Origin of the sequence: Rhodococcus sp. SGAir0479, assembly GCF_005484805.1 — a bacterium.
Classification (GTDB): domain Bacteria; phylum Actinomycetota; class Actinomycetes; order Mycobacteriales; family Mycobacteriaceae; genus Prescottella.
Map to the genome: position 1 here is coordinate 3,749,316 of NZ_CP039432.1, position 22,667 is coordinate 3,771,982.

The 22,667-nt window shown below is 69.3% G+C and carries 20 protein-coding genes and 1 pseudogene; 10 read left to right on the forward strand and 11 right to left on the reverse strand.

Features of this window, described 5'->3' with window-relative positions:
- Window positions 1–15 precede the first annotated feature (15 nt).
- From E7742_RS17290 to E7742_RS17300, 3 genes are all read right to left on the reverse strand, one after another.
- Window positions 16–1,188 carry a hydroxylase gene (locus E7742_RS17290; protein WP_137800063.1) on the reverse strand — a complete coding sequence of 391 codons (1,173 nt, stop codon included), beginning with the start codon at window positions 1,186–1,188 and terminating at the stop codon, window positions 16–18.
- Between the two features lie 434 nt (window positions 1,189–1,622).
- On the reverse strand, window positions 1,623–3,314 hold the full coding sequence (locus E7742_RS17295) for an FAD-binding protein (RefSeq protein WP_137800064.1): 1,692 nt from the start codon (window positions 3,312–3,314) through the stop codon (window positions 1,623–1,625).
- Between the two features lie 11 nt (window positions 3,315–3,325).
- A complete protein-coding gene (locus tag E7742_RS17300) occupies window positions 3,326–4,195 on the reverse strand; it encodes an alpha/beta fold hydrolase (protein WP_137800065.1) in 870 nt (289 codons plus the stop codon).
- Window positions 4,196–4,480: 285 nt separating this feature from the next.
- On the opposite strand from E7742_RS17300, the gene E7742_RS17305 reads away from it, so the two are divergent.
- Window positions 4,481–5,011 carry a flavin reductase family protein gene (locus tag E7742_RS17305; protein ID WP_137800066.1) on the forward strand — a complete coding sequence of 177 codons (531 nt, stop codon included), beginning with the start codon at window positions 4,481–4,483 and terminating at the stop codon, window positions 5,009–5,011.
- A gap of 98 nt (window positions 5,012–5,109) precedes the next feature.
- On the opposite strand, the gene E7742_RS17310 is transcribed toward E7742_RS17305, so the two are convergent.
- Entirely contained in the window at window positions 5,110–5,997 is an 888-nt protein-coding gene (locus tag E7742_RS17310) for an IclR family transcriptional regulator (protein ID WP_137800067.1), read from the reverse strand.
- Window positions 5,998–6,282: 285 nt separating this feature from the next.
- Here E7742_RS17310 and E7742_RS17315 point away from each other — a divergent pair, with 285 nt between their 5' ends.
- Together E7742_RS17315 and E7742_RS17320 are read left to right on the forward strand one after the other, a co-directional pair.
- Window positions 6,283–7,164: an LLM class F420-dependent oxidoreductase gene (locus E7742_RS17315; RefSeq protein ID WP_137800068.1), complete on the forward strand. Its 882-nt coding sequence runs from the start codon at window positions 6,283–6,285 to the stop codon at window positions 7,162–7,164.
- Window positions 7,165–7,233: 69 nt separating this feature from the next.
- Window positions 7,234–7,719, forward strand: coding sequence for a nuclear transport factor 2 family protein (locus E7742_RS17320; protein WP_137800069.1), 486 nt, complete (start codon window positions 7,234–7,236; stop codon window positions 7,717–7,719).
- Window positions 7,720–7,782: 63 nt separating this feature from the next.
- Here the strand turns inward: E7742_RS17320 and E7742_RS17325 are convergent, their stop codons facing one another.
- Window positions 7,783–9,399, reverse strand: coding sequence for an acyl-CoA synthetase (locus E7742_RS17325; protein ID WP_137800070.1), 1,617 nt, complete (start codon window positions 9,397–9,399; stop codon window positions 7,783–7,785).
- Between the two features lie 284 nt (window positions 9,400–9,683).
- On the opposite strand from E7742_RS17325, the gene E7742_RS17330 reads away from it, so the two are divergent.
- The 4 genes from E7742_RS17330 to E7742_RS17345 all read left to right on the forward strand — a co-directional run bounded on the left by E7742_RS17330 (window position 9,684) and on the right by E7742_RS17345 (window position 14,192).
- Entirely contained in the window at window positions 9,684–10,622 is a 939-nt protein-coding gene (locus E7742_RS17330) for a 3-oxoacyl-ACP reductase (RefSeq protein ID WP_137800071.1), read from the forward strand.
- A gap of 19 nt (window positions 10,623–10,641) precedes the next feature.
- Window positions 10,642–11,394, forward strand: a complete 753-nt coding sequence (locus E7742_RS17335) for an SDR family NAD(P)-dependent oxidoreductase (protein ID WP_137800072.1) — start codon at window positions 10,642–10,644, stop codon at window positions 11,392–11,394.
- A gap of 138 nt (window positions 11,395–11,532) precedes the next feature.
- Entirely contained in the window at window positions 11,533–13,188 is a 1,656-nt protein-coding gene (locus tag E7742_RS17340; protein ID WP_137800073.1) for a GMC oxidoreductase, read from the forward strand.
- Window positions 13,189–13,406: 218 nt separating this feature from the next.
- A complete protein-coding gene (locus E7742_RS17345) occupies window positions 13,407–14,192 on the forward strand; it encodes a VOC family protein (RefSeq protein ID WP_137800074.1) in 786 nt (261 codons plus the stop codon).
- 13 nt (window positions 14,193–14,205) lie between these two features.
- Here E7742_RS17345 and E7742_RS17350 read toward each other — a convergent pair whose 3' ends face one another.
- The gene (locus tag E7742_RS17350) at window positions 14,206–15,072 is read right to left on the reverse strand and encodes an amidohydrolase family protein (RefSeq protein ID WP_254699341.1); all 867 of its coding nucleotides are present in this window, start codon (window positions 15,070–15,072) and stop codon (window positions 14,206–14,208) included.
- 211 nt (window positions 15,073–15,283) lie between these two features.
- Here E7742_RS17350 and E7742_RS17355 point away from each other — a divergent pair, with 211 nt between their 5' ends.
- Window positions 15,284–16,423, forward strand: a complete 1,140-nt coding sequence (locus E7742_RS17355) for an oxidoreductase (protein WP_137800076.1) — start codon at window positions 15,284–15,286, stop codon at window positions 16,421–16,423.
- A 15-nt stretch (window positions 16,424–16,438) separates the two neighbouring features.
- On the opposite strand, the gene E7742_RS17360 is transcribed toward E7742_RS17355, so the two are convergent.
- Window positions 16,439–16,978, reverse strand: a complete 540-nt coding sequence (locus tag E7742_RS17360; RefSeq protein WP_137800077.1) for a ribonuclease H family protein — start codon at window positions 16,976–16,978, stop codon at window positions 16,439–16,441.
- Window positions 16,979–17,058: 80 nt separating this feature from the next.
- Between E7742_RS17360 and E7742_RS17365 the strand changes: the two genes are divergently transcribed.
- Window positions 17,059–17,991, forward strand: a complete 933-nt coding sequence (locus E7742_RS17365) for a DNA-3-methyladenine glycosylase family protein (protein ID WP_137800078.1) — start codon at window positions 17,059–17,061, stop codon at window positions 17,989–17,991.
- Between the two features lie 10 nt (window positions 17,992–18,001).
- On the opposite strand, the pseudogene E7742_RS17370 reads toward E7742_RS17365, so the two are convergent.
- The 3 genes and pseudogenes from E7742_RS17370 to E7742_RS17380 form a co-directional block, all read right to left on the reverse strand.
- Window positions 18,002–18,798, reverse strand: a pseudogene (locus E7742_RS17370) (SDR family NAD(P)-dependent oxidoreductase).
- Complete coding sequence (locus E7742_RS17375; RefSeq protein WP_137800079.1) at window positions 18,791–19,834, reverse strand: alcohol dehydrogenase catalytic domain-containing protein; 1,044 nt, start codon at window positions 19,832–19,834, stop codon at window positions 18,791–18,793. The pseudogene E7742_RS17370 and the gene E7742_RS17375 overlap by 8 nt, the downstream one beginning before the upstream one ends.
- Window positions 19,831–20,997: an LLM class flavin-dependent oxidoreductase gene (locus E7742_RS17380; protein WP_137800080.1), complete on the reverse strand. Its 1,167-nt coding sequence runs from the start codon at window positions 20,995–20,997 to the stop codon at window positions 19,831–19,833. The genes E7742_RS17375 and E7742_RS17380 overlap by 4 nt, the downstream gene beginning before the upstream one ends.
- A 133-nt stretch (window positions 20,998–21,130) precedes the next feature.
- Between E7742_RS17380 and E7742_RS17385 the strand changes: the two genes are divergently transcribed.
- The gene (locus E7742_RS17385) at window positions 21,131–21,925 is read left to right on the forward strand and encodes a helix-turn-helix transcriptional regulator (protein WP_137800081.1); all 795 of its coding nucleotides are present in this window, start codon (window positions 21,131–21,133) and stop codon (window positions 21,923–21,925) included.
- Here the strand turns inward: E7742_RS17385 and fabG are convergent.
- Window positions 21,898–22,659: a 3-oxoacyl-ACP reductase FabG gene (fabG, locus tag E7742_RS17390; protein ID WP_137800082.1), complete on the reverse strand. Its 762-nt coding sequence runs from the start codon at window positions 22,657–22,659 to the stop codon at window positions 21,898–21,900. The two genes, E7742_RS17385 and fabG, sit on opposite strands and share 28 nt — an antisense overlap.
- Window positions 22,660–22,667: the final 8 nt, after the last annotated feature.

Genomic DNA, 22,667 nt, shown 5'->3' on the forward strand with positions numbered 1-22,667 from the left:
ACAGGTGGGTTCGAACTAGATCATCGAGCGGTGGATGCCCTGCGGCTCCCCACCGAGCTGCGTCAGCGCCGACGCGTGGTTGATCGAGCCGGGCACGTGGATGGCGTGGGTGAGGCCGACGTGCGCGTCACGCCAGAAGCGCTGCAGCGGCAGCGTGACCTTCATGGCACCGCCACCGGCGCGGGCGAAGATCTCGTCGAGGGCGCTCACCGCGCGCCACGCGGCGTTGGTCTGGGTACGGCGGCCGACGGCGCGCTCCTCGAAGGTGACCTCCTGGCCCTTCTCCGTCTTGTCCCAGAAACGATCGACGGTCTCGAGGATCGCGACGCGCGAGGCGTTGATCTCGTCGGCGGCCTGGCCGATGGCGTAGAGGACGTACGGGTCCTCCTTGATCGGGACGCCGGTGACCGCGACGCGCTCCTTTTGCGCGGCGATGTACAGCGCGAGACCGCCCTGGCACATGCCGATCAGCGACGAGGAGATGCCGAGCGGGAAGATGCACGAGAACGGGAACTTGTACAGCGTCTCGTCACGGCCGGCGTGCTTGGCACCGTTGCCGCTGAGGACGATCTCCGCATCGATGGTGCGGTACTCGGGGACGAAGGCGTCCTTGACGGTGAAGTCCTTGGAGCCCGTGCCACGCAGGCCGACGACGTTCCAGCTCTCGTGGTCGACGGTGTAGTCCGCCTTGGGGACCAGCACGTGCATGATCTTGCCGGTCGGAACACCCTTCTGGTCACCGACGTGCGCACCGATCATGACCCACTTGCAGTGGTCGTTGCCGGTGGAGAACGACCAGCGGCCGTTGAGGATGTAGCCACCGTCGACCGGCACCGCGACACCCATCGGGGCGTACGGCGACGCGATCCAGGTGTCGACGTCCTCGCCCCAGACCTCCTCCTGCACCTTGGGATCGAAGAAGGCCATCTCCCACGGGTGGACACCGACGATGCCGGAGACCCATCCGGTGGAGCCGTCGACGGCGCCGAGGGCCATCGCGGTCTCGGCGAACTCGCGCGGGTGCGCCTCGAGGCCGCCGTACTCCTTCGGCTGCAGCATGCGGATGACGCCGGCATCGCGAACGCGCTTGGCGTTGCCGTCCGACAGGCGCATGAGCTTCTCGCCCTCGATGCCACCCTCGCGGATCTCGTCCGCGAACTGCATGATGTTGTCCAAAACCTGGCCCATAGCTATCAGCTCTCTCTCTGCGATCCCACGGCGACGCGGGTCAATTCTTAGCGGCCAGACCGGCTGCGCGCTAGAGCAATCGGTCTTCCTGTCCTCCGACAAGCTCGGGCGACCGGACTCGACGGGAATCGCGGTTCGGATGCGCCGTGACGCTTGGCATGCGCGCGGCATGCTCGAGGAAGCTGGGGTGGACACCGCCGACCGGGGTGCCCGTCGTGCCCGCACCGGAGCATCGGGTGGTGCCAGTGAACACGGCGCCCTCCTGGTGCGGTCGGCAGTCAGCGCGCCAATCGAGTGCGCTGATCGGGTGTCTCGAACGGTCCCAGGTGCGTGGGCCCGAAAACAAAACATCTCCCGCTCAGCGGGACTGGGATTCGGCCACGTCAGAGCCGGTTTCCCAGTCCCGCTGAGTGATCACTCGAGACCGGCGGGAACTACTTCGTGCCGGACGTCGACAGGCGGTCCGGGGCGGCGTCCGCGATGTCGTTCGCGGCCACGTAGCCGAAGACCATCGACGGGCCGATGGTGGCGCCGGCACCGGCGTACTCGTTGGCCATGACCGAGGCGGCGGTGTTGCCGACCGCGTACAGACCGTCGATGACGGAGCCGTCCTCGCGCAGCACGTGCGCCTTGGCGTCTGTCATGAGACCGCCCTTGGTGCCGAGGTCGCCGGCTTCGATGCGGACCGCGTAGAACGGGCCCTTGACGATCTCGTCCATCGCCGGGTTCTTCATCGTCGGGTCGCCGTAGTACTGGTCGTAGGCGCTGTCGCCGCGGCCGAACTCCTCGTCCTTGCCGGTGCGGGCGTAGCCGTTGAACCGGTCGACGGTCTCGAGCAGGTTCTGCGCCGGGACACCGATCTTGCCGGCGAGTTCGCTCAGCGAATCCGCCTTGTGCACGATGCCCTCGTCGTAGAAGCCCTGCGGGAACGGCGCACCGGGCAGCACCTGCGCGAACGGGTACCGGGCGCGCGCCTTGCTGTCCATGATGAAGTAGGCCGGCACGTGGCCGCCCTCGAGCTGGTCGTGGACGAAGTTGACGTACGGCGCCGACTCGTTGGTGAAGCGCTTGCCGTCCTTGTTCACGATCACCGAGGGCGGGATCGAGCGCTCGGACACCAGCGGGATGACCGCACCCATCGGGTGCTTGACCGACGGCATCCACCACGCGTCGTCCATCAGGTCGACGGCCGCGCCGAGCTTCTGACCGGCGACGATGCCGTCACCGACGTTCTCGCGGGCACCCATGCTGATGTTCTCGACACCGCGCTCGGGCAGGTACTGGGCGCGCATGGCCTCGTTGTGCTCGAAACCGCCGGTGGCCAGCAGGACACCCTTGCGGGCGCCGATGCGCACGGTCTTGCCGTCCTTCTCGACGAGAGCGCCGACGACCGCGCCGTTGTCGTCGGTGATCAGCTCGGTCATCGACGTCTTCAGCCACAGCGGGACGCCGGCGTCCTTGAGCGCCATGCGCATGCGGGCGACCAGCGCGCGGCCACCGGTGGACATGTGGCGGCGACGGATCATGTTGGACGACACGCGCCACGCCGCGACGAGCGACGCCCGGCGACCGGCCCACGTGCGCTTGACCATCGCGAGGTCGTGGTAGTCCTTGCTCGTCACCCACAGGCCCAGCGGGCCCTTCATGCTGTTGGGACGCTGGAACTTCTCGTCCTCACCGAGCTTGCGGGTGTCGAACGGCGTGCACTCGACCGTGCGGCCGAGGGGGCGTCCGCCGTCGTACTCCGGGTGGTAGTCGGAGTAGCCCTTGACCCAGTAGAACTCGATGTGCGGGCTGCGCTCGAGCAGCTCCATCATCTTGGGGCCGTTGTCGACGTAGGCGTCGAGGCGGTCGGCCGACACCTTGCCCTCGGTGACGATGTCGAGGTAGCGGCGAATCGACTCCCGCGAGTCCCGCGGGGCGCCCTTGCGCTGCAGCACCGGCGCGTTCGGAATCCAGATGCCACCACCGGAGATGGCGGTCGATCCACCGAAGGTCTTGCCCTTATCGACGATCAGCGCCGACATCCCTCGGTCGGCGGCGGTGATGCCGGCGACCATGCCGCCACCGCCGCTGCCGACGATGAGGAAGTCGACGACGGTGTCGAAGTTGTTGTTCTCAGCCATGTTGGGGTTACTCACTTACGGTCGCGCAGAAGGAACGTCAGGACGGCCGAGACCCAGGCGTCGCGCGCCTCGATCATGGTCCAGTGGCCGCAATTGGGGAAGACATGGAACTCGGCGTTGGGGATGTCACGCATCGGCAGCAGGCCGAGGTCGACGGGGCTCACGCGGTCGTCGCGACCCCAGGTCAGCAGCGTCGGCGCCTTGATCTTGCCGAACTGCGCCCAGTACGGCGTGCCGTCGGACTGGGCGTTGGCGGCCGCCATCGCGGCGAACGCCTTGCTGCTGTACATGCGGCGCGCGATCTCGAGCGTCTTGGGCTCGGTGGCGAGCGCCCAGCGCTCCTCGATGAGCTGCTCGGTGACGATGGCCGGGTTGTAGACCATCGAGTGCAGCCAGCGCACCAGGTTCTCGCGGGTCGGGTTGTCGGTGAACTCCATGAGGAGCTTGATGCCCTCGCCCGGGGAGGACGAGAGGACGTTCTTGCCCATGCCGCCGATGGAGACGAACTTGTTGACCCGCTCGGGCTGCGCGATCGCGATGCGGGCGCCGACGACGCCACCCATCGAGTTGCCGATGATGTCGACCGCGCCCAGACCCAGCCCGTCGAGGAACCGCGGCACCGCGCCCACGGCCTCGACCATCGGGTGGCCGTCGCACGGATCGGACACGCCGAAGCCCGGGAACTCGAGCACGTAGCAGTGGAAGTGCTCCGCGAAGTCCGCGAGGACGCCGCGGTAGTTGCGCCAGCCGGTGACACCCGGGCCGGAACCGTGCAGCAACAGCAGCGGCGGACCGTCACCGGCCTCGTGGTAGCGGAGCACGCCCTGGTCGGTGTGCAGTTCCCGCTTCGTGTCCTCGTAACTCAGCTCAGTAGTAGTCATCGTCGCCTCTGCTTTGTCGGCAAATGTCATCCGGGTCACAGCCCATCCGGGCGAAGGGTGCCAGCCGACTCGCGCCGCGGCCACAGGGCATCCCGATCAGCGAGACCGGGACCCCCTCCGGGTGCCCCGGGGAAGGGCACTTCCGCTGATCGAGACAGCAGTTCAGGGCCGGGAACCGGCGGTCATACGCTCGCAGACATCGACGTCACCGGGTGGCATCGGCCACCCGCCGGTCGTCGATCCCAGGACTGTCGATCACCCGTTCCACGAGCAGGAGGTGGCCCCATGACCGCTGAGACGATTGCACCGCCCGCCGGTGTGCAGACCGGCGCCCCGACTCCGGACGAGATGCGCCGCGTCATGGGTCAGTTCGCGACCGGCGTGACCGTCGTGACCGGCCTGGACGCCGACGGCCCGGTCGGCTTCGCGTGTCAGTCGTTCGCGTCGGTGTCGCTCGAGCCGCCGCTGATCCTCATCTGCGCCGATCACCGCGGCCGCGCGTGGCCGCGGATCCGGGAGACCGGCCGCTTCTGCGTCAACGTACTGCACGAGGAGCAGTCCGACCTGTGCTCGCGCTTCGGTTCCAGCAGGGGCCGCAAGTACGAGGAGTTGGACTGGGAGCTCTCGCGCTGGAACACCCCGTCGCTGCCGGGCGTGCTGATGCGGGTGCACGCCGAGGTGCACGACGTCCACGTCGCCGGCGACCACGACATCATCATCGGCCGGGTGCTCGAGCTCGACACCGTGTGCGAGGAGCGCCCCATGGTGTTCTTCCGCGGGAAGTTCGGGATCGAGGCCTCGGACCTGAGCTGCTGAGCCGCACCCCGGCGCACGACGAACGGGAACCGAGAGCACGGATCCGCCTGCGGAGCGTGCCTTCGGTTCCCGTTCGTCGTTGCGTTACCGGATTCCGGTCAGATCCACTGCCCGCTCTGGATGGAGAGCAGACGGTCCATCGCGTCGGCGGACCACGTGTCGGTGGGCACCGCCGGCGCGCGGCGACCGCGACGCGGCTGACCCAGCTCGGGGTACAGCGTCCGCGAAACCTCCCGCGCCGCGTCGACCACGAGCGGTGCCACGCGTTCGAGCTGCGCCGTCCGGGCGTCGCCGCACAGCGAGATGCCGGCGACCGGGCCGTCGTGACCGCGCACGGCGACACCGACGCACGCGACGCCCCGCACCGACTCGCCGCGCTCGAACGCCAGTCCGCGCCGCTGCCGGATGCGGTTGAGCTCCTGGTGCAGCGTCGAGATGTCGGTGATGGTGCGGTCCGTGCACCGGCTCAGGCGCTCGTCGTACAGACTGTCGACCCGCTCGGGATCGAGCCACGCCAGCATCGACTTGCCGCCGGCCGTCGAGTACGCCGGACCGCGGCCGCCCACGCGCGACGGCAGCGTCGACGCGAACCGGCCGCCGACCTTGTCGAGGTAGACGCTTTCGGCGCCGTCGAGCACGGCCAGGTGCACCACCATGCCGGTCTGCATGTGCAGCTCGTGCAGCAACGGTGCTGCGGCGGCGCGGATCTCGCTGTGGCCACCGTCGCCGCCACCGAGTCCGAGCGCACGCCGGCCCAGGCAGTACCCGAACGACGCGTGCTCCACCCAGCTCAGACGCACCAGCTGGTCGAGGATGCGGTGCACCGTCGAGCGGGGCAGCTGGGTCCGGCACGCCACCTCCTCGAGCGTCAGGCGCGACGCGCGGCCGTCGAATGCATCGAGGATCAGCGTCATGCGCTCGACCATGGACGGGGGCAGCTCGCGGCGCGGGGCAGCGACGGCCTCACCGGAATCGACGACTGTCATCGACACCTCCAAACAAACTTCCGCGCCCCTGGCCAGAGTGGCGGAGGCGGGCAAAACTGAAATCAATTCTGACAGGCTAGCAGGTGTGTCCCGCTGGGCGGGACTGATCCCAACGATTGTTTGCTCGAAAACGGACACCGCACATCATGACGTGCGCCGCGGCACTTCGCACCCGCTGGGAAAAGTCGGCGCGATCCTCCCGGTCACCGGAAAGCCCGCGGCGAGCACCGGGGCGGCGGAGTACAACGAAGCGATGCCGATCGACTCAGCAACGGAGCTGTAGGGATGCACATCGGAATCGTCTCCCCCATCGTCGTGCTCCACCCCGACGCCCACTCCGCGTGGGAACGCACCGGATCGATCGACGACCTCGCGTCCGTCGCCGAGACCGCGGATCGTCTCGGGTTCCACCACCTGACCTGCAGCGAACACGTGGCCGTGCCGCTGGAGGTGGCCCGCACCCGCGGCGGGACCTACTGGGACCCGCTCGCCACGTTCGGCTACCTGGCCGCGCGCACCACCCGCATCCGCCTGGCCACCCAGGTGCTCGTGCTGGGCTACCACCACCCGCTCGAGATCGCCAAGCGCTACGGCACGCTCGACGTCGTCAGCGGGGGCCGACTGGTCCTGGGCCTGGGCGTCGGGACGCTGCGCGAGGAGTTCGACCTGCTGAACGCCCCCTTCGAGGACCGCGGGGCCCGCGCGGACGACGCACTGGGCGCGCTGCGCGCCGCGCTCTCCCGGAGCGAGCCGGAGTACAGCGGAAACTATTACGAATTCCGAGACCTGCTCGTCGAGCCGCACGCCGTGCAGGACCGGGTGCCGCTGTGGATCGGCGGGCGCACCATGCGGTCGCTGCGCCGGGCCGTCGAACACGGGGACGGGTGGGTGCCGTTCGGGCTGCGGGGCGACGAGTTGCACGCGATGCTCGGAAAGGTCGAGATCCCCGAGGGCTTCGAGGTGGTGCTCAGCACGGGCGCACCGCTGGACCCGCTCGGCGACCGCGACCGCGCCGCCCGCGCGCTCGACCGGCGACGCGAGGCGGGGGCGACCATCGCCAGCGTCGCGATCGCCGCGACCGGCCCCGGGCACTTCTGCGAGCAGCTCGAGGCTCTGCACCGCCTGGGAACCGAGCTCGGCATCGAGTTCGAGCCGACAGCCGGCTGACCGGTCCGTCACGAAAGACGTTCGTACCCAGACTTTTCCATGTTTCGCACCAACACCCAAGGAGATCCGATGACCGATACTGCCGCGCTCGTCCAGTCGCTCCTCGCGCGCGTCGAACTGCTCGAGGACAAGCTCGCCATCCAGGAGCTCATCACCGCGTACGGCCCTGCCGTCGATGCCGGCAACGCGGAGAAGGTCGGCGCGCTCTGGGCCGAGGACGCGGTGTACGACATCGACATCCGCAACATGAACGGTCGCGCCGAGATCATGCAGATGGTCCGCACCAGCCCCCACCAGGACTACATCAAGAACGGCTGTGGACACCTGCTGGACCCGATCAACATCGTCGTCGACGGGGACACGGCGGTCGCGACGTGCCACTCGCAGCTGCTGCTGCGCAACGCGGACGAGGATTCGTTCCGGGTCTGGCGGGTCACCGCCAACCGCTTCGACCTGCGCAAGATCGACGGGGTGTGGCAGATCCAGCGTCGCACCTCGCGCGTGCTCGACGGCCGCCCCGAGGCCCCGGAACTGCTGGGCCGCGCCGGCAGCTGATCCCCTCCATCACGACGAACGGCCCGCCCCCGCTCGGGGCAGGCCGTTCGTCGTCGGCGGCGATCAGTCGGCGGCTTCGAGAGTCGCCTTGGCCCAACGGTAATCGGCCTTGCCGGCGGGCGAGCGGCGGATCTCGGGCACGACCACCACGGTGCGGGGCACCTTGTACCCGGCGATCCGGGTCCGGCAGTGGGCGATCAGCTCGTCGTGGTCGAGCGACGACGCGCCGCCCCGCGGTTGGACGACCGCCGACACCCGCTGCCCGTAGGTGGGATCGGGGATCCCGGCGACCAGCGCGTCCTCGATGTCGGGATGACTCTTGATGGCCTCCTCCACCTCCTCCGCGTAGACCTTCTCGCCGCCGGTGTTGATGCACGACGAGCCGCGGCCCAGCACCACGATGGAGCCGTCCGGCTCGACTCGCGCGAGGTCACCGAGGACCGACAGCCGCACGCCGTCCACCACCGGGAACGTCGCCGCGGTCTTCACGGGGTCGTTGTAGTACCCGAGCGGGACGTGGCCGGACCGGGCGAGGTACCCGACGGTGTCCGAACCCGGCTGCACGGTCGAGAAGTCGCTGTCGACGACCCGGGTGCGGGGCGACGGGGGCATTCGCAGCTGCCCGTTCTCGTCCTTCTTCAGTTCACCGTCGTTGCCGGACTCCGACGAGCCGAAGGCGTCGCGCAGGTAGACGTTGGGCAGCAGCTTCTGCAGCTGCTCCCGGACACTGGCCGACCACAGGGCGCCACCGGAACCGATGAGGAAGATCGAGCTGAGGTCGAATCGGTCGCCGTGCGTCTCGATCGCGTCGGCGAGCGGGCGCGCGATCGCGTCGCCCACCACCATGATCGAGTTGACCTTGTGCTTCTCGACGAGCGCGAGCGCCTCGACGGGGTCGTACTTACGCATGAGGACCTGCGGCGACCCCATGAACATGCACGTGAACAGCGAGTACGACGCCGCACCGTGCATGAGGGGTGCCGTGACGAGGTAGGTGATCTCGAGCTGGCTGGCGGCCGCCGCCGCGCCGAGTGCCTCGGGCGAGAGGATCGGGTCGCCGCCCATGATGGCGCCACCGGCGAGGGCGGCGTGGTAGAAGTCCTCGTGCCGCCACATCACGCCCTTGGGCATGCCGGTGGTGCCACCGGTGTAGATGATGTACAGGTCGTCGTCGCTGCGCTCGGGGAAGTCCCGTTCGGGCGACTGCGCGGCGGTGGCCTCGTGGAAGTCCGCGACCGACACCTCCGCGGCCGCAGCCGCGTCCGACAGCCCCGGGCCGGCGGGCTCGCCGATCAGCACGATGTGTTGTACGCCCGGGCACTTGGGCAGGACGTCGGCGATGACGTCCGAGAACTCGCCGTCGGCGATGACCGCCTTCAGGTCGGCGTCGTTGTAGAGATAGGTGAGCTCGGCGTCGACGTAGCGGAAGTTGACGTTGACCGGGACCGCCCGCACCTTGAGGCAGCCCAGCAACGATTCGACGAACTCGATGCTGTTGCGCGCGTGCAGCCCGACGTGGTCGCCCGGCTGCACGCCCTGTGCCGCGAGGTGGTGCGCGATGCGGTTGGCGCCGGCGTCGAACTCGGCGAACGTCCGGGACTGGTCGCCGCACACGAGCGCGAGCTTGTCCGGGATCGCGTCGATGACGGCTTCGGTCAGATCAGCGAGATTGAGAGACATTCCTGGCCCTTCGGTGAATCGCACAGCGAGCAGAGTGCGTTCTACCACAAACCACGCCCCCGTGTGCCTGACATCACAATCACCGGAGTAGAACATATTTCGATTACGGGATCAATAGCGAAGCGAAGAATCTCGCCCGTTCGGGCGGACGCGCGGCGAGAATGCGGCATCATCTGCGGTGTGCCCGGCCCACTCGGATCGGACAGGGTCGAGCAGGACCCTTGTGCCGAAACTAGAATGAATACTAGTTTGGGTGCATTGCACGGAAGGTAAAGGAGCCTGACATGGTGGATTCTCTGAGCTTGGCCGGTAAGACGGCCATCGTCACCGGCGCGGGAGCGGGCCTCGGGCGCGCCGAGGCGCTCGGCCTCGCGGCCGCCGGCGCGGCCGTCGTCGTCAACGACATGGGCGCGGCGGCGCACGACGTCGTCGACGAGATCAAGGCCGCCGGCGGACAGGCCCTGGCCGTCACCGGCGACGTCTCGGACTGGTCGCTCGGCGAGCGGATGATCCAGGAGGCCGTCTCCAACTTCGGCTCGATGGACATCCTGGTCAACAACGCGGGCATCCTGCGCGACAAGATGATCTTCAACCTGACCGAGTCGGACTGGGACGACGTCATCCGCGTGCACCTCAAGGGTCACGCCGCCACCTCGCACGCCGCCGCCGTCCACTGGCGCCAGGCGAGCAAGGACGCCGGCGGACCGATCTACGGTCGCGTCGTCAACACGTCCTCCGAGGCGTTCCTCTTCGGTTCGGCCGGCCAGCCGAACTACTCGGCCGCCAAGGCCGGCATCACCGCGCTGACCCTGTCGACCGCTGCGGGCCTGTCCCGCTACGGCGTGCGCGCCAACGCGATCTGCCCCCGCGCCCGGACGGCGATGACCGCCGAGGCCTTCGGTGACGACAACACCGCCACCACCGGCCTCGATCCGCTCGCGCCCGAGCGCGTCGCCACCCTGGTGAGCTACCTGGCCTCGCCGGCCTCCGACGAGATCAACGGTCAGGTGTTCGTCGTCTACGGCAAGATGGTCGCGCTCATGGCGGCGCCGAAGGTGGAGAACCGTTTCGACGCAGCAGGTTCCGAGTTCTCCGTCGAGGAGCTCGCCGGTCAGCTGACGCCGTACTTCTCGGGCCGCGGCCCGTACGAGACCTACGCCGCGTACAGCGTCGCGGGCCTCGAGAAGATCGCGCTGGCCACCGAGACCCCCGCCGAAGTCTGATCGGGAACGGGGACAGCGGATGAGGTTGGAAGGCAAGGTTGCGATCGTCACCGGTGGTGCGGGCGGCATCGGCCGCGCGATCACCCGGGTGTTCACGCGAGAAGGCGCGAAGGTGCTGTTCGTCGACATCAGCGACGAGAACGGGCACGCCCTCGAGCGTGAGATCGCCGACGCCGGCGGCACCGCGAAGTTCCTGAACGCGGACATCTCGAAGCAGGAAGCGGCGGAGGCCATCCGGGACGCGGCGGTCGCCGCGTTCGGCCGAATCGACGTGCTGGTGAACAACGCGCACGCCTCCCGGCAGGCGCCGCTGCTCGAGCACACGCAGGAGATGTTCGACATCTCGTTCGGCACGGGCTTCTACCCCACGGTGCACCTGATGCAGGCCTGCTACCCGCAGCTGAAGGAGTCGCAGGGGTCGATCGTCAACTTCGCCTCCAGCTCGGGCCTCGAGGGCATGCCGACGCAGGCCTCGTACGCGGCGGCCAAGGAGGCCATTCGCGGGGTGAGCCGGGTGGCCGCGAACGAGTGGGCGGCCGACGGCATCCGGGTCAACGTCCTGTGCCCGTTCGCCGCCACCGAGGGCGTCGTGGCGTGGCAGAAGGCGTTCCCCGAGCGCGCGGCCGCGTCGATCGCCAAGGTCCCGCTGCAGCGGATCGGTGACCCGGAGACGGACATCGCCCCGGTGGCCCTGTTCCTGGCGAGCGACGATTCGAAGTACATGACGGGCCAGACCCTCATGGCGGACGGCGGCAGCCTCAAGCTGCGCTGACCCCGGTCGATCGAAACCCTGTCCGAGCTGTACCAATTTTCCGGTACTGCCTCGTAGCCTCCTCTGTCGGCGGTATAACCCTGGCAGCTCGCCCCGTGCGGGTGCGCTGTCCGAACAAACCGCCGACAGAGGAGATCCATGACCGATAGCCGGGCGAACACGACTGCTGCAACTCGGGGGGTTGCACCTGTCTCACGACGCCGCTTTCTCGAGGCCGCAGGCTTGACCGCGGGAGCCGTTGCGCTCTCGGCGATGTCTACCTCGGCCATCGCATCCCCCCGCCGCGCCCTCGCCGACGGCGACCGGATACCCGCGCTGGTCATCGGCAGCGGCTACGGCGGCGCCGTGGCCGCGCTGCGGCTGACCCGGGCCGGAATCCCCACCCAGATCGTCGAGATGGGCCGCAGCTGGGACACCCCCGGCTCCGACGGCAAGATCTTCTGCGGGATGCTCAATCCCGACAAGCGTTCGATGTGGTTGTCCGACAAGACGGATCAGCCCGTCAGCAACTTCATGGGCTTCGGCATCAACAAGAGCATCGACCGCTACGTCGGCGTGCTCGACTCCGAGCGCTTCTCCGGCATCAAGGTGTACCAGGGCCGGGGTGTCGGCGGCGGCTCGCTCGTCAACGGCGGCATGGCCGTGACACCCAAGCGCGACTACTTCGAGGAAATTTTGCCGTCGGTCGACTCGAACGAGATGTACGGCACCTTCTTCCCCCGAGCCAACGCCGGACTGGGTGTCAACGACATCGACCAGGCGTGGTTCGAATCGACGCCGTGGTACCAGTTCGCGCGCACCGGCCGCAAGACGGCCCAGCGGTCGGGATTCGCAACGTCTTTCGTGCCCAACGTGTACGACTTCGAGTACATGAAGAAGGAGGCGGCCGGGACCGCCACCAAGTCGGGACTCGGCGGCGAGGTCATCTACGGCAACAACGCCGGCAAGAAGTCGCTCGACAAGACCTACCTGGCCCAGGCCGCGGCCACCGGAAAGCTGACGATCACCACCCTCCACCGCGTCACGACGGTGGCGCCGGCCGCGGGCAGTGGCTACCGCGTCACGATGGAACAGATCGACGAGCAGGGCAACGTCGTCGCCACCAAGGTGGTCACCGCGGACCGGGTGTTCTTCGCTGCCGGCAGCGTCGGCACCAGCAAACTGCTGGTCGCCATGAAGGCGCAGGGGCACCTGCCCAACCTGCCGTCCCAGGTCGGTGAGGGCTGGGGCAACAACGGCAACATCATGGTGGGCCGCGCCAACCACATGTGGGACGCGACCGGGTCCCAGCAGGCCACCATCCCGACGATGGGAATCGACAACTGGGCCGATCCGACGGCGCCGATCTTCGCCGAGATCGCCCCGCTGCCGGCCGGCCTGGAAACCTACGTCAGCCTGTACCTGGCCATCACCAAGAATCCGGAACGTGCCCGCTTCCAGTTCAATTCGGGCACCGGCAAGGTCGACCTCTCGTGGGCGCAGTCGCAGAACCAGCCGGGCATCGACATGGCCAAGAAGGTCTTCGACAAGATCAACAAGAAGGAGGGCACGATCTACCGGACGGACCTGTTCGGCGTGTACAAGACGTGGGGTGACGACTTCACGTACCACCCGCTGGGTGGCTGCCTCCTGAACAAGGCGACCGACAATTACGGTCGGCTCCCCGGGTACCCGGGCCTGTACGTCGTGGACGGCTCCCTCGTCCCCGGCAACGTCGGTGTCAATCCGTTCGTGACGATCACCGCCTTGGCCGAACGCAACATGGCGAAGATCGTCTCCACCGATCTGGCCTGACCGGGCGGCGTTTCCAGCCGTGTTCCCGCCGTCGTCGCCTCCGGCGGCGGGAACACGCGGGGCGCGGACAGCGCGGTTCTGCGATAGCCTTTTTCCGTGCTCGACCGCGGGTCGCAGCGACCTCCGGGCGGATGCCGTCCACTCCTCACCTCCCCACCGGCGACAAGCGGCGCGAGCCGACCGCGAGTGCTTCGACGGTGAAGGGAGAGGACGTCGCGATGTCCGAACGCTCGAGTTACGTGGAGGGCACCCCCAACTGGGTGGAACTGCAAACACCGAACCAACCCGCGGCCAAGGATTTCTACTCGTCCCTCTTCGGTTGGTCGTACGAGGACCGACCGATGCTCGAGGATGCGATCTACTCCCTGGCCACGCTGCGCGGCGCGCGGGTCGCGGGCATCGCCCCGCAGCCCGTCGGTACGTCACCCGCCGACACCCCCGCACTGTGGAACACCTTCCTGGCCGTCGACGACGTGGACGCGTCCGCCGCCGCGGTGGAACCGGCGGGCGGCGATCTGGTGCTGCCCGCGTTCGACGTCGGGGACACGGGCCGGATGGCCCTGATCACCGACCCCACCGGCGCCGAGGTGGGTCTGTGGCAGGCCCGCACGCACATCGGCGCGACGCTCGTGAACGAGACCGGCACGCTGGCCTGGAACGAGCTGGTCACCGACGACCCCGAGCGGGCGCTGGACTTCTACCGGTCGGTGGTCGGTCTCGGGTCGACCACCATGCCCATCCCGGACAGCGACGACTACACCGTGCTGCAGGTGGGCGGCGACGGCGTGGGCGGGTGCGTCCGTCCGCCGCGGCCCGAGGTCCCCAACCACTGGCACGTCTACTTCGCGGTCGAGGACACCGACGCCACCGTCGCGCGGGCCGTCGACCGCGGTGGGGCGTTGATGGCCGATCCCTTCGAACTGCGCACGGTCGGGCGCATGGCCGTGCTGTCGGATCCGCAGGACGCAGTGTTCAGCGTCATCGCGCCCGAGCCGGAACCCTGAGCGGGCCGCCCGCTCAGGAGACGTCGAACAGGGCCGCGGCGTTGTCGTACACCACAGCGCGCACCCAGTCGTCGCCCAGGTCGAATCGTTCCAGGGCCTCGAGCGCGTCGAGGTACGAGTACGGGATGTTCGGGAAATCGCTGCCGAACAGGATGCGGTCTTCCAGATCCCGCAGTCGCGGCACCGCAGCACGCGGGAACGGTGTCGCCGACTCGGTGAAGTCGGTGAACGCCATCGTGGTGTCCAGCCGGACCCGCGGGTACCGGTCGGCCAGGTCGAGGAACTCCACGTACTCGGGCAGCCCCATGTGCGCGATGATCAACGGCAGCCGTGGGTGCCGCGCCAGCAGCGCCGCGATGCGGTCCGGGCCGGTGAACCGGCCGGGCGCGGGGCCGGAGCCGCAGTGGATCACGGTGGGGACGCCATTGTCGGCGAGTAGGCCCCACACGGGGTCCAGGAGCAGATCGTTCGGGTCGTAGTCGCCGACCTGGATGTGGGACTTGAACACCCGGGCACCGGCGGCGACGGCCTCGGCCACATAGCCGGGCGCGGACTCCTCCGGATAGAACGTGGCCGTGTGCAGGCAGTCCGGGGTGCGCGCGGCGAAGTCGGCGGCCCATTGATTGAGCCAGGCCGCCATGTCCGGCTTGTGCGGGTAGAGCATCGAGGTGAAACGGCCGACCCCGAACGCGCGCAACTGCTCGACGCGGGTCTGCTCCTCGCTGCGGTACCGGATGGGCCAGTGCCGTCCCGTCAGCGGTCCGGCCGAGTCGAAGTACGCCCACACCTTGTCCATCACGTTCTTGGGCATGAAGTGGGTGTGCACGTCGATGAGGGTGGGCAGGCCCAGCCGCTCGCGGAACGCGACCACGCCGGCCACCTCGGACTCGCGATCGGGTTCCGTCTCCAACGGCTCACACACGGCAGCACCCCTCCTTCTCGCCCGCCCCGGGCGGCCCCGAGCGCACCCGTCGACCCTAGCCAAGACGGTGTGCGCTCAGTGAGACCCCGGTTTGACGCGTCCGGAAGCACCCTGAAAAGCTACCTAGCACTTGCTTGGTTTCCGACGATCCCGAAAAGGCACAGACGACATGACCACCTCATCTCCCCTGTTCCAGCCGTTGCAGGTGCGTTCGCTCGAACTCGCGAATCGCATCGTCATGTCGCCGATGACGCGCTCCTACTCGGCCGACGGCATTCCGGGCGACGACGTCGCGGGCTACTACCGGCGGCGCGCCGAGGGCGGCACGGGGCTGATCGTCACCGAGGGCGTCGCGATCGACCACCCCACCGCGGTCGACAACTCGCGGGTGCCCCGCCTGTTCGGCGAGGAGGCGCTCGCCGGCTGGCGCAAGGTCGTCGACGGCGTGCACGAGGCCGGCGGCAAGATCATTCCGCAGCTGTGGCACGTCGGGCCGTTGTGGGGCGCGATGAGCAAGGTCGATCCGGAGCTCAAGCCGATGCGGCCGTCCGGCGAGTGGGGCCCGCTGGGCACCACGTCGTACCCGGACTCGTACACCTCGTGGGTCCAGGAGCCCACCGAAGCGATGACCGAGCAGGACATCCAGGACGTCATCGCGGCGTTCGCCCGTGCGGCCCGCAACGCGATCGACGTCGGGTTCGACGGCATCGCCCTCCACGGCGGCCACGGGTACCTGCTGGATTCGTTCCTGTGGGCGGGCACCAACAAGCGTGACGACGAGTGGGGCGGCGACCTCGAGCGGCGCACCCGCTTCCCCGTCGCCGTCGTGCAGGCGATCCGCGCCGAGATCGGCGAGGACTACCCGATCTTCTACCGCTTCTCGCAGCACAAGCAGCAGAACTACACGGCACGGATCGCGGAGACCCCGGACGAGCTGAAGGTGATCCTGGGCGCGCTCGCGAACGCCGGTGTGGACGTCTTCGACGCCAGCATCCGCCGCTTCGACATCCCGGCATTCGAGGGCAGCGAGCTGTCGCTGGCCGGCTGGGCGAAGCAGGTCACGGGCGCGATCACCATGGCGGTCGGCAGCGTCGGCATCGGGAAGTCGCTGCGCGACAGCCGCCTCGACGGCTCGGCGCCCGTCGTCGACAACATCCCCGAGCTCGAGAAGCGCATCGGCGGCGGCGAGTTCGACCTCATCGCGATCGGCCGTCTGCACCTGGCCGACCCCGCGCTGGCGTCGCGGCTGCGTGCCGGCGAGCCGCTGCCCGAGTTCGTCCGCGCCGTGCACGAGGGCTCGCTGACGTAGGAGCCTGCGGCGCCCCTAGAAGAGCGTGAGCTCCGGCTCCGGGTCGCGCAGGGGCGCCGCGACCGGACGGGCCGCGGGGGCGGGAGCGGGCGTGAGTCCGCGCCACGGCCGCGACTTCTCCGGGGTGTTGGCGACGGCCCGCGCGGCCTCACCGGCCAGCTTGTCCGCGAGCTCGTTGTAGTGGTTGCCCACGTGCCCGCGCACCCAGCGGAAACGCACCGGGCCGGTCCGTTCGGTGATCGCCCGGTCGATGTCCTGCACCAGCTCGAGGTTCTTCACCGGGGCGCCGGACGCGGTCTTCCAGCCCTTACGCTTCCACCCGGGCAGCCACTCCGACGCGCACTTGATGGCGTACTGCGAGTCGGACTCGATGAGCAGCGGATCGGGCCCCGGATGCGCGACGATCGCCTCGACCAGCGCCCACAGCTCCGCGATCTGGTTGGTGCCCGAGACGGCGCCGCCCGATCGGCTCGGACCCTCGTGATCGACCCATGCCCAGCCGATGGCGCCACCGGGGTTCTTCAGGCACGAACCGTCGGTACTCACGATGATCATGGGTTCGGACAATACGTGCCGCCCGCCGCCCGCCGCCCGCGGCGGTGAGGTCCCCACGGCGGAGCGATAGGCTGCCCGGGATGACCGGTACGGCTCCGACAGTGCAGCTCGAGGTGGTCACGGCGCGTCCCGTGGACCTCGCGGCGTCCCTGTCCCCGCTGCGCCGGGGGCGTTTCGACCCGTGCCACCGTCGCGAGCCCGACGGCACGGTGTGGCGCACATCGCTGCTGCCGTCCGGACCGGTGACGTACCGATTACGCCAGTCGGGCCCGTCCGCGGTCCAGGTCCGCGCGTGGGGTCCCGGCGCCGACGAGTTCGACCGCTTCCTGCCCGGACTGCTCGGTGAGCTCGACGCGGACGGCGGCGCGACGTTCGCGCCCGCGCACCCCAAGCTCGTCGACGCGCACCGCCGGCACCCGCATCTGCGGATCGTGCGCACTGCCCGGGTGTTCGAGGCACTGGTACCGGCGATTCTCGAGCAGCGGGTGCACACCGTCGCCGCGCACACGTCGTGGCGCCGGCTCGTCACGAAGTTCGGCACGCCCGCGCCGGGGCCGGCCCCCGACGGGATGCGGGTGCCGCCGAGCGCGGAGGTGTGGCGGCGGATCCCGTCGTGGGAGTACCACCGCGCCAATGTCGACCCCCGGCGCGCGCAGACGGTCGTGGCGTGCGCTCGCGTCGCGGACCGGCTCGAGGAGATCGTCGACCTGGACCGCACCGCGGCACACCGCCGGCTGCGCGCGGTGCCGGGCATCGGCGCGTGGACCGCGGCGGAGGTGGCGCAACGAGCGCTCGGCGACGCCGACGCGTTGTCCGTCGGCGACTTCCACCTCGCGTCGATCGTCGGCTGGACGCTGCTCGGCCGCCCCCTCGACGACGACGCGATGGTCGAATACCTCGCCGACCTGCGCCCGCACCGCTATCGCGCGATCCGGTTGCTGCAGGTGAGCGGGCAGGCCCGCAAGCCCAAGTTCGGTCCGCGGACGCCGCTCGTCGACCACACCTGGCACTGAGCGCGGTCGGCTAACCGACCAACTTGGTCACGTCCGGGTAGTTGGAGATCTCCCAGCCGCCGTCGACCATGAGACTCGCGCCGGTGATGTAGGTGGCGTCGTCGCTAGCGAGGTACAGGCACGGCGCGGCGATCTCGTCCGGGCCGGCCGGGCGGCCCATCGGGATGCGTTCGAGGAAGCCGTCGAGCAGCGGCTGCCAGCCCGTCACGGCGGCGACCAGCGGGGTGTCGACGAGCCCCGGCAGGACGGTGTTGACCCGGATCCCGTGCGGGGCGAGTTCGAGCGCGGCGTTCTTGCCGAACATCTCGACCCCCGCCTTGCCGGTCACGTACGGGCTGCCGCCCACCATCGGGACGTGCGCGTTGAGCGACGCGACGTTGACGATCGCCCCGCCCCGCGCACCGTCCACCATGTGCCGCGCCTCGTGCTTGGTGCACAGGAAGACCCCTTCTGCACGAGGTCGACGGTGAAGTCCCAGTCGGACTCCGCGAGGTCGAGGATCTTGCCGCCCCGGGCGGCGCCGGCGACGTTGAACGCCAGATCCAGCGACCCGAACCGTTCGGTCGCGACGGCGACGGCCGCCGCGACCTCCTCCTCGACGGTGACGTCCGCGGTGACACCGGCGAACCGCTCACCCAGATCCTTCTCCAGCACGGTGAGGGCGTCGGCGGCGAGGTCGATCCCGACGACAGACGCGCCCTCACCGACCAACCGTTTCGCCACGGCGGCACCGATTCCCGATGCCGCACCGGTGACGACCGCGACCCGGCCGGCGAATCGCGAACCGTCGAACGTGTTGTCAGACATGGGACACCTCCACGAGAACCTTCATGCGACGCCCGTCGGACGCCGCGCGGACACCGTCGGCCACGTCGGCGAGCGCGACGCGGTCCACCCATCCGTCCAGCGGATAGGCTCCCGCCGCCATCCGATCGATGACGGCGCGGAACTCCTTGCGCGAGTAGGCGAGCGACGACATCAGCCGCATCTCGCCGAACATGAGCGCATACGTGTTCAGCGGTACCTGTTCCTTGTAGGTGGCGAGCAGGACCACCGTGCCCCGCGCCCGGACGGCGGCCAGTGCGGTCTGCACGGTGGCCGCGACGCCCGCGCACTCGAACACGGCCGCCGCGCCCACCCCGGCCGTGCGCTCATGCACCGCGGCGACGGGGTCGATCGCGGCCGGATCGATCACGTCGAACCCCAGTGCGGCCGCGACGCTGCGGCGCGTCTCGGACGGCTCGCTCAGCAGGATTCGGTCCACGCCCCCGGCGCGGAGGTTGAGCGCGGTCGCGACACCGATCGGCCCGGCACCCAGCACCAGCGCGAACTGGCCCGGCCGCACTCCCGACAGCTCGATCGCGTGCAACGCCACCGCGAGAGGCTCGACCACCGCGGCCTGCGCGAGCGACACCGCGTCGGGCAGTACGTGCACGTTGGCGGCGGGGACGACGGTGCGTTCGGCCAGCCCGCCGCCGGGAGCGTTGATGCCGTGGAATGCGCCGACGGCACAAAGATGTTCGTGTCCGTCACGGCAGCGGGCGCAACGGCCGCAGTGGTAGTTGGGCTGCACCACGACCCGGTCGCCGACGGCGATGTCGTCGACGCCGCCGCCGACGGCACGCACCACCCCGGAGAACTCGTGGCCGAGGATCTGTGGGCCGCACGCCCCGGTCAAAGGGTGCGGGTCGGCGGAGATTCCGAACGCGTGGATCATCCCGAGGTCGGAACCGCAGATGCCGTTGTAGGCGACGTCGATCAGGACGTGGCCGTCGCGCAGGTCCGGCTCCGGGGCGTCCTCGACCCGCAGGTCGTCGATGCCGTACAGCACCGCGGCCCTCATGACTTGGCCGCCAGTTCGGCCTCGTACTTCGCGGTCATGGCCGCGATCGCGTCGTGCTGGGCCTGGTTGTGGCCGTCGCGTTTCTGTCCGGCGCGCGCGGCCGCGTCGAGCAGGGGCTGTGCCTGGCCCTGGAAGTGCGGCGCCACCTGCTGGGCGATGAGCTCGAACGAGCGCCGCGTGGCGGCGGGGTTGGCCCAGTCGGTGCCCATGACGAGCATCGACCCGAAGCCCCCGGACTGCGCCACCAGCTTGTCGATCAGCTCCCGGGCCTGTGCGGGGGTGCCGATGATGCCCATGCCGGACTGGTTCATGTACGCGATCATGTCCTCCATGGCGGCTCCGCCGGAGCCGAAATGCGGGAATGCCGCGACCTTGCCGAAGTAGTCGATCCACTCGCCCAGTCCGAACCGGACGTCCTGCCGAGCCTGTTCCTCGGTCTCGGCGATGTGCATGGGGCACACCAGCCGCCACTGGCTGCGGTCGACGGTGGTGCCGTACTCGGTGGCGCGTTCCTGCATGATTCCGAAGTGGTGGCCCAGCGCGTCGTAGCCCTCGGGGCTGAGCGTGGCCCCGATCGACAGCAGCCCGAGTCCGTGCCGGCCCGCCAGCCGCGGCCCGGTGGGCGACGCCACCCCGGCGACCACGACGTCGAAGCAGGGGTGCGAGTAGGGGCGCAGCTGCAGTTGCGCGTCGACCAGCGTGTGCGTCCGGGTGGTGGCGGTCACCGACTCCCCACGCAGCAACCGCACGACGATGTCGAGGTTCTCGTCGAGCAGCTCCCGGCACTCGGTGGGGTTCAGTCCGATCATCGCCGAGTCGGTCGGCAGCGAACCGGGCCCGACGCCCAGCATCACGCGGCCGCGGGTGAGGTGGTCGAGCAGCACCATCCGGTCGGCCACCCACAGCGGGTTGTGATAGCTCAGGGACGTGACGCCGGTGCCGAGCTTGATGCGCCGGGTGCGTTCGGCGGCCGCGGCGATGAAGATCTCGGGGCTGCCGATGATCTCGCTGCCCGCGGAGTGGTGCTCACCGATCCACACCTCGTCGAAGTCGAGGCGGTCCAGGTGCTCGACCAACTCGAGGTCGCGCTGCAACGCGACGGTCGGGTTTTCGCCGATGGCGTGGTGCGGTGCGATGAAGGCGCCGAAGCGAAGCCTGCCCATGCGTGTACTCCTCGGAATTTCGCTGATACGCAGTCCAACCGACGCTAGAATTCGTTCTGCTCCGGCGACAGTGCACTTTGGTGGACAGTTCCCGTGAACCCGTCTACGGCACACGTCGTTTCGACTCGAACTGGTGGTGACTGATTTGGCCGAGGTCTCGTTGCGTACCTCCGACTACCAGCGGGTGTTCGCGGTCCTGGACCGCTGCGAGGACGTCCGGACGGTGTCGGAGTTCCGCACCCGGATCGTCGACGCGATGACCGAGGTCTTCCCCGTCCGCACCGCCGCGTGCTTCGTCGGTCGCTCGTTCGAGAGTCAGTTCGCCGACCCTGAGGCCAACGCGTCGGGATCCGGCGGGTGGGAGGCCAAGCGGGCGGTCTACCGCACGCAGTGGGCGCGGTACGACGTGTTCGCCTCACCCGAGGCCCGGCGCCGACTCGAGACGACGCGGGTGGCCTCCCTGCGCGACCTGCGCGAGCTGCCGACCGAGTGCACTGCGTACGTGGACGACTACCTCGGCGCGTGGGGCATCCGCTCGGTCAACGCGATGCACGTCGACCTGCCGGGCCGCGCGCACGCCCTCGTTGGTTTGTTCGATCGGGACGAAAACGCTTTGCGTCCCGAGGATTTCGGGGCGTTGCAGCTGCTCGCCCGGCAGTTGACGGTGCTCGCGCGCAGCCTCGACACCGAGCCCCGGCACGACGTACTGGCCCCGCTCACCGAACGACAGCGCGAGGTGGCGGAACTGGTCGCCGACGGGCTCGGCAACGCGGCGATCGCGCGCCGACTCGTCCTCACCGAGGACACCGTGAAGAAGTACGTCAGCCGCATCCTCGCGGCTACCGGGTACGCGTCCCGCACCCAGCTCGCCGTCGACGTCCAGCGCCGGTCGGGGCGGCGTCAGGCCTTGGGACCGCCTGCCACGTAGATCACCTGGCCCGACACGAATCCGGCACCCTCGCCGACGAGGAACGACGCGGTGTGCGCGATGTCCTCGGGCAACCCGACGCGCCGGACCGGCGTCTCGGCGGCCGCGGCGGCCATGAAGTCCTCGAACGAGACCCCGAGCCGTTCCGCGGTCGCGGCGGTCATCTCGGTCGCGATGAACCCCGGGGCGATGGCGTTGGCGGTGACACCGAACGGACCGAGTTCGAGGGCCAGTGTCTTCGTCAGCCCCTGCATCCCGGCCTTGGCCGCCGAATAGTTGACCTGACCGCGGTTACCGAGCGCCGAGATGCTCGACAGGTTCACGATCCGCCCCCACTTCTGTTCCACCATGTACTTCTGGACGGCCCGGGTGAGCAGGAACGCCCCGCGCAGATGCACGTTCATCACCGCGTCCCAGTCGTCGACGGTCATCTTGAACAGCAGGTTGTCGCGGGTGATGCCGGCGTTGTTCACCACGACGGTCGGGGCGCCCAGTTCCTCGGCGACGCGGGTGACGGCGGCCGCGACCGACGCCTCGTCGGAAACGTCGGCCCCCACCGCGAGGGCGCGTCCGCCGGCGTCGCGGATCGCGGAGACCGTGTCGGCGCACGCCGCCTCGTCGAGGTCGAGGACCGCGACGGCGAGACCGTCCGAGGCGAGCCGCTTCGCGATCGCCGCGCCGATTCCGCGCGCCGCTCCCGAGACCACCGCCACCCGCTGGTTGCCGTCCGTCATGCCCCGCT

Coding starts and splice junctions, on each gene's coding strand:
- E7742_RS17290 (WP_137800063.1), bottom strand. CDS start 1,188: ATGGGCCAGGTTTTGGACAACATCATGCAGTTCGCGGACGAGATCCGC.
- E7742_RS17355 (WP_137800076.1), top strand. CDS start 15,284: ATGACCACCTCATCTCCCCTGTTCCAGCCGTTGCAGGTGCGTTCGCTC.
- E7742_RS17375 (WP_137800079.1), bottom strand. CDS start 19,834: ATGAGGGCCGCGGTGCTGTACGGCATCGACGACCTGCGGGTCGAGGAC.
- E7742_RS17315 (WP_137800068.1), top strand. CDS start 6,283: ATGCACATCGGAATCGTCTCCCCCATCGTCGTGCTCCACCCCGACGCC.
- E7742_RS17295 (WP_137800064.1), bottom strand. CDS start 3,314: ATGGCTGAGAACAACAACTTCGACACCGTCGTCGACTTCCTCATCGTC.
- E7742_RS17330 (WP_137800071.1), top strand. CDS start 9,684: ATGGTGGATTCTCTGAGCTTGGCCGGTAAGACGGCCATCGTCACCGGC.
- E7742_RS17360 (WP_137800077.1), bottom strand. CDS start 16,978: ATGATCATCGTGAGTACCGACGGTTCGTGCCTGAAGAACCCCGGTGGC.
- E7742_RS17325 (WP_137800070.1), bottom strand. CDS start 9,399: ATGTCTCTCAATCTCGCTGATCTGACCGAAGCCGTCATCGACGCGATC.
- E7742_RS17300 (WP_137800065.1), bottom strand. CDS start 4,195: ATGACTACTACTGAGCTGAGTTACGAGGACACGAAGCGGGAACTGCAC.
- E7742_RS17365 (WP_137800078.1), top strand. CDS start 17,059: ATGACCGGTACGGCTCCGACAGTGCAGCTCGAGGTGGTCACGGCGCGT.
- E7742_RS17310 (WP_137800067.1), bottom strand. CDS start 5,997: ATGACAGTCGTCGATTCCGGTGAGGCCGTCGCTGCCCCGCGCCGCGAG.
- E7742_RS17305 (WP_137800066.1), top strand. CDS start 4,481: ATGACCGCTGAGACGATTGCACCGCCCGCCGGTGTGCAGACCGGCGCC.
- E7742_RS17345 (WP_137800074.1), top strand. CDS start 13,407: ATGTCCGAACGCTCGAGTTACGTGGAGGGCACCCCCAACTGGGTGGAA.
- E7742_RS17335 (WP_137800072.1), top strand. CDS start 10,642: ATGAGGTTGGAAGGCAAGGTTGCGATCGTCACCGGTGGTGCGGGCGGC.
- fabG (WP_137800082.1), bottom strand. CDS start 22,659: ATGACGGACGGCAACCAGCGGGTGGCGGTGGTCTCGGGAGCGGCGCGC.
- E7742_RS17320 (WP_137800069.1), top strand. CDS start 7,234: ATGACCGATACTGCCGCGCTCGTCCAGTCGCTCCTCGCGCGCGTCGAA.
- E7742_RS17380 (WP_137800080.1), bottom strand. CDS start 20,997: ATGGGCAGGCTTCGCTTCGGCGCCTTCATCGCACCGCACCACGCCATC.
- E7742_RS17340 (WP_137800073.1), top strand. CDS start 11,533: ATGACCGATAGCCGGGCGAACACGACTGCTGCAACTCGGGGGGTTGCA.